This window comes from Methylopila musalis (genome assembly GCF_042679725.1).
Taxonomy (GTDB): domain Bacteria; phylum Pseudomonadota; class Alphaproteobacteria; order Rhizobiales; family Methylopilaceae; genus Methylopila; species Methylopila musalis.
Genome location: NZ_JBHTMX010000192.1, coordinates 1 through 5,348, shown reverse-complemented (window position 1 = coordinate 5,348; position 5,348 = coordinate 1). Strand labels below are relative to the sequence as shown.

Sequence of the window (5,348 nt, the reverse complement as noted above, 5' to 3'; positions counted from 1 at the left end):
GGCGCCCCAAAACGACGCAAAAGCGCCTTCGCCTGATACTCATGTATGTTCATCGGGCTTTCCTCGCGCAGACGGTTTTGTGTCGTTGGCCGCAGCCGCGCGACGGGCGCGCAGCTCGGCGAGCCTGGAGCGCCGGAGACGGCGGCGCTCCGCGGCCTCCGCGGGCGTCCTGCGCCCGAACAGCCAGCGCCACAGGGCGTGCGCCCCGTCCGCCAGCACGGCCAGGATGAAATAGGCGACGAACAGGAAAACGGCACCGAAGACCGGCCAGACCAGCTGGTCGAAGGCGAGCGCCGGCATCGCCGCAAGCGGCGCTGAGAACAGGCCGGAGGTCGCGACGCCGAAGGCCGCGAGCAGCGCAAGCGCCGAGCCTGCGACCGCCGTCAGCCCGTCGACCGCCCGCCGCAGGACGCCGCGCCGCTTTGCGCGCGGATCCTCGAGATCCGGCAGCGGACCGGAGAGAAGATCGCCGACGTCCGGCAGATCGTCCATCGTCGCCCTGCGCGGCGGACGATCGCGAGAGCTCCGTGATCATCAGAGCCCCCGCGCGCATCCTCCGCCTCCCGCCTTACTTGCCGAGGTTCGGGGCGATGCCCTTGCACACCTCGATCAGCCCCTTCACGGCGCCGACCGATTTGTCGAAGGCTTCGCGTTCGTCCGGGTTGAGCTCGATCTCGACGACGCGCTCAACGCCGCCGGCGCCGATGACCACCGGCACGCCCACGTAGATGTCGTTCAGGCCGTACTGGCCGGAGAGGTAGGCGGCGCTGGGCAGCACGCGCTTCTTGTCCTTGAGGTAGCTCTCGGCCATGGCGATGGCGGAGGCCGCCGGCGCGTAGAAGGCGGAGCCGGTCTTGAGCAGGCCGACGATCTCGGCGCCGCCGTCGCGGGTGCGCTGCACGATCTGGTCCAGACGCTCCTGCGTGGTCCAGCCGAGCTTGACGAGATCGGTCAGCGGCACGCCGGCGACCGTGGAGTAGCGGGTCAGCGGCACCATGCTGTCGCCGTGGCCGCCCAGCACGAAGGCGGTGACGTCCTCCACCGAGACCTTGAACTCGTCGGCGAGGAAGTAGCGGAAGCGGGCCGAGTCCAGCACGCCGGCCATGCCGACCACCTTCTCCGGCTTCAGGCCCGAGGCCTCGCGCAGCGCCCACACCATGGCGTCGAGCGGGTTGGTGATGCAGATCACGAAAGCGTCGGGGGCGTATTTGGCGATGCCCGCGCCCACCTGCTCCATGACCTTGAGATTGGTGCCGATCAGGTCGTCGCGGCTCATGCCGGGCTTGCGCGGCACGCCGGCGGTCACGATCACCACGTCGGCGCCGGCGATGCCCTCGTAGGAGGAGACGCCCGAGAGCGCGCTGTCGAAGCCGCTGACCGGCGAGCTTTCGGCGATGTCGAGCGCCTTGCCCTGGGGCACGCCGTCCACGATGTCGAACAGCACCACGTCGCCGAGCTCTTTCAGGCCGACCAGATGGGCGAGCGTTCCGCCGATCTGGCCCGAGCCGACGAGTGCGATCTTGCTGCGCGCCATGTCCTGAAGCTCCCTCGCGAGGCGTTTCGCCTGTTGGGCCAAGCGTGGCGAATTGCCGCCGTCGGCCGGGCTTTTCGACTAGCCCGATTGCCGGGCCGGTTCAAGAGAGCCGGCGCCTTCTTTTGCGGCGCCGCAGCGTATACCAGATTCCTTAGCGGATCAGGTCTCCACCAGCCCCGTGGCGTCGCCCGTGGCCGTGCTGTCGGGCCGCCGGCCGTGCGGTCGCGAAAGCCAGTCCTGCGAGCCCATCTCCGCAAGCCGGGACGCGGTGCGGGCGAAGCCGAAGGCCTCATAGCCGTCGCCGCCGGTCCACAGCCCGTCCGGCTCGGCGTCGGCGGAGGCGACCAGCTTCACGCCGTGCTCGTAAAGCTCGTCCACCAGCGTCATGAAGCGCCGCGCCTCGTTGCGCCGCTGGTCGTCGAGCCGCGGCACCCGGTCGAGCACGAGAGTGTGATAGCGCCGGGCCAGCGCGATGAAGTCGCCGGCGCCAAGGGGCTTGCCGCAGAGATCGTCGAAGCTCGCGCGCGCCACGCCGTTCGCGGCCCGTGGCAGCGGGATGTGGCGGCCCTGCACGTCGAGCGTGGCCGGCGCGCCCGGCCCGCCGGCGAGCGACAGGAAGGCGGCGTCGAGCGCGGCCTCCGCAGCCGCGTCCGCCGGCGCGCGCCACAGCCCGTTGTCGCCGAGCTTCTCCCGCCGAAAATCGGTGCGGGACTCCAGCTTCACCACATCCATGCGCTGGCGCACCAGATCGATGAAGGGCAGGAACAGCGCCCGGTTCAGGCCGTCCTTGTAGAGATCGATCGGCGGCACGTTGGAGGTGGCGACCACGGTTACGCCCGCCTCGAACAGGCGCTGGAACAGCCGGCTCAGGATCATGGCGTCGGCGATGTCGGTGACGTGCATCTCGTCGAAGCACAGCAGCGACGCCTCCGCCGCGATCTGGTCCGCCACGCCGGGGATCAGGTCGCCCGGCGGCGCCTTGCCCACCTTCGCCGCCTGCCGCGCCTCGTGCAGGCGGGCGTGCACGTCGATCATGAAGTCGTGGAAATGGGCGCGGCGCTTTTTCGACGGCGTGGCCGCCTCGAAGAACATGTCCATCAGCCGCGTCTTGCCCCGGCCGACCTCGCCCCAGACGTAAAGCCCCTTCACCGGCTTGCTCTTGCGGGCGAACAGCCAGCTCAGCGCGCCGGACTTGCTGCGGCTGCGGTCCCGGAGCGCGAGATCGAGCAGGTTCAGCCGCTCGATGACCTGGGCCTGGGCGGGGTCGCGGTCGAGGGCGCCGGAGCGCACCGTCGCCTCGTAGCGCTGAAGAGTGGTCTCGCCCATGATCGCGGCCGCGCCGCTGCCCTCCGTCCAAGGTCGCCCCCCAGCCGCGAGGCGCGCCGCGACCGCAGGACGACGCTGCCCTTAGCAGAGCCTGCCCCGCCGCGTCATGACGACGAACGGCGTGGGAGGTCCGCGTCCTGCGCAGGAACGGGCGCGCGCCTGACGGCGTTGAGGAACGGTCCGAAACGGAGATCCCACGCCATGACCCGCTATCTCGCGATCGCAGCCGTCGGTCTTGGCCTGTGCGCGGCCGTGGCCCCGGCGCAGGCCGATCCCCGCGACCGCGACGGCCGCCACCGCGGCGACCTGCGCTGGGCGGAGCGCCCGTGCTGCGACGCCCGCGAGCGCCGGGCGCCCCGGCGGCGGGACGACGAGCCCAACGGCCCGATCTACCAGTCGCAGGAGCAGGTGCAGCAGTCCATGTACGACTTCTCCGCCGGGCGCCGCGGAAACATAAAGGAGTACTGGCGGGAATGACGGGCCGGGTCCGGACGCGCACGCCGGACGTGGAGAATGGCGTATGATCGGCCGGGACGACGCGGCCGAGGTTTTCGGGTAGCTGGCGCTCCGGTTTGACCGCGTCGACGGGCTGACGCGCGGCCCCGCGCAATGAAGGATCGAAAACCGTGACGCTGTCGCTGTGGTGCGTTCTGATCGCCGCCGTCCTGCCGATCGCCACCGTCGCGCTCGCCAAATGGACCTCGCCGGGCTTCGACAACGGCGATCCGCGCGGCTGGGCGACCTCGACCACCGGATGGCGCGGGCGGGCGATAGCCGCGCAGCAGAACGGGTTCGAGATTTTTCCGCTGTTCGCCGCCGCCGCCCTGACCGTGCAGACGCTCGGCCACGCGAGCGCGACCGCGGACGCCCTGTCCGCGGCCTTCATTGCGCTGCGCGTCGCCTATGTGGCCTGCTATCTCGCCAACCTGCCGACGCTGCGCTCGGCGGTGTGGTCGCTGGGCTTCCTCGCCGCCGTCGCGCTGTTCACGCTGCCGGTCTGGGCCTAATGCGCCTCACTCGACGGTAAGCGACAGTCCGAGTTCGGTCGCCTTGGCGCGCACGTCCTGCTGCGAGCGGCGCAGCCGGAGCGCGATGACGCTCGCCGGCACCTTCTCGCGCGCGAGGGTCTGCAGATCCTGCACGTTCTCGACGCTCCAGGCGCGCGTCTGTTCCACGGTGTCGTTCACATCGGCCTCCCTGTCGTGACGTCCCGCACGACAGTCACGTGGGCCGGAGCGCCTTGGCCGTCGAGCGGCAGGCACGCACAAATGTTCGGCAGATTACAGACCGGCGATTCTCAGGATTGGAACAGAATCCGCTCGCGCGCGTCACCCAAAACACGTCATGCCCGAGCTCGTCTCGGGCATCCACGACTTCGGACGCTCACACATCCACCCCGCGTAAAGTCGTGGATACCCGCGCGAAGGCGCGGGCATGACGGCGTTTGGGTGTGAACGCGCGCTCGTATGAACGCGCCCGCGAGGGGCGTCGCCCGAGCGCTCCACCCGGTTTGGGTGTGAACGCGCGCTCATTCGAACGCGCGTCCCCTAACCGTCAGAACTGGCGTTCGACCATCATGCCCTTGATGGCGGCGATGGCCTTGGCGGGGTTGAGGCCCTTCGGGCAGGCCTTGGCGCAGTTCATGATGGTGTGGCAGCGGTAGAGCTTGAACGGGTCTTCCAGTCCGTCCAGCCGCTCGCCGGTGCGCTCGTCGCGGCTGTCGATCAGCCAGCGATAGGCCTGAAGCAGCGCGGCGGGGCCAAGATAGCGATCGCCGTTCCACCAGTAGCTCGGGCAGGAGGTGGAGCAGCAGGCGCAGAGGATGCACTCGTAGAGCCCGTCGAGCTTCTCGCGGTCCTCACGGCTCTGGCGCCACTCCGTGCCGGGGGCGCGGGTGTCGGTCTTCAGCCACGGCTCCACCGAGGCGTGCTGGGCGTAGAACCGGGTCAGGTCCGGCACCAGATCCTTCACCACCGGCATGTGCGGCAGCGGGTAGATCTTCACCGTCCCGCCGGACGCGCATTCGTCCATGCCTTTGGTGCAGGCCAGCGTGTTGGTGCCGTCGATGTTCATGGCGCAGGAGCCGCAGATGCCCTCGCGGCAGGAGCGGCGGAAGGTCAGCGTCGAGTCGATCTTGGACTTGATGTAGATCAGCCCGTCCAGAACCATCGGCCCGCAGTCGTCGCGATCGACGTAATAGGTGTCGATGTGCGGATTCAGCCCGTCGTCGCCGTTCCAGCGGTAGACCCGGAACTCGGTGAGCGTCTTGGCGCCCGAGGGCTTCGGCCAAGTGCGGCCTTCGGTGACGCGGGAGTTCTTGGGAAGGCTCAGCTCGACCATTGTGGCTGTTCTCCGCCGGCAGACAAAGCTTGGGAGACGGAACGCGCCGGGCGCGCCGTCCGATCGTTTGAAAAGACGCGGCCGCCCGTCATCGCGGCGCGCCGTCGTGGCCCGCGGCCGGGGCGGCCGCGAGCAGGCTGCGCCGCAG

General features: G+C 69.8%; 7 protein-coding genes. 2 read left to right on the top strand and 5 right to left on the bottom strand.

Annotated elements, in window-relative coordinates; all coding sequences use genetic code 11:
• Positions 1-39: 39 nt before the first annotated feature.
• The 3 genes from ACFQ4O_RS14755 to zapE all read right to left on the bottom strand — a co-directional run bounded on the left by ACFQ4O_RS14755 (position 40) and on the right by zapE (position 2,860).
• The gene (locus tag ACFQ4O_RS14755; RefSeq protein WP_378776647.1) at positions 40-492 is read right to left on the bottom strand and encodes a hypothetical protein; all 453 of its coding nucleotides are present in this window, start codon (positions 490-492) and stop codon (positions 40-42) included.
• A gap of 76 nt (positions 493-568) precedes the next feature.
• Entirely contained in the window at positions 569-1,534 is a 966-nt protein-coding gene (gene mdh, locus ACFQ4O_RS14750) for a malate dehydrogenase (protein ID WP_378776645.1), read from the bottom strand.
• 159 nt (positions 1,535-1,693) lie between these two features.
• Positions 1,694-2,860 carry a cell division protein ZapE gene (gene zapE / locus ACFQ4O_RS14745; RefSeq protein WP_378776643.1) on the bottom strand — a complete coding sequence of 389 codons (1,167 nt, stop codon included), beginning with the start codon at positions 2,858-2,860 and terminating at the stop codon, positions 1,694-1,696.
• Positions 2,861-3,061: 201 nt separating this feature from the next.
• Between zapE and ACFQ4O_RS14740 the strand changes: the two genes are divergently transcribed.
• Entirely contained in the window at positions 3,062-3,337 is a 276-nt protein-coding gene (locus ACFQ4O_RS14740; RefSeq protein WP_378776641.1) for a hypothetical protein, read from the top strand.
• Positions 3,338-3,486: 149 nt separating this feature from the next.
• On the top strand, positions 3,487-3,867 hold the full coding sequence (locus tag ACFQ4O_RS14735) for an MAPEG family protein (protein WP_378776639.1): 381 nt from the start codon (positions 3,487-3,489) through the stop codon (positions 3,865-3,867).
• Positions 3,868-3,873: 6 nt separating this feature from the next.
• Here ACFQ4O_RS14735 and ACFQ4O_RS14730 read toward each other — a convergent pair whose 3' ends face one another.
• Together ACFQ4O_RS14730 and ACFQ4O_RS14725 are read right to left on the bottom strand one after the other, a co-directional pair.
• Positions 3,874-4,047 carry a hypothetical protein gene (locus tag ACFQ4O_RS14730; RefSeq protein WP_378776637.1) on the bottom strand — a complete coding sequence of 58 codons (174 nt, stop codon included), beginning with the start codon at positions 4,045-4,047 and terminating at the stop codon, positions 3,874-3,876.
• Between the two features lie 367 nt (positions 4,048-4,414).
• Positions 4,415-5,200, bottom strand: coding sequence for a succinate dehydrogenase iron-sulfur subunit (locus tag ACFQ4O_RS14725; protein ID WP_378776635.1), 786 nt, complete (start codon positions 5,198-5,200; stop codon positions 4,415-4,417).
• Positions 5,201-5,348 lie beyond the last annotated feature (148 nt).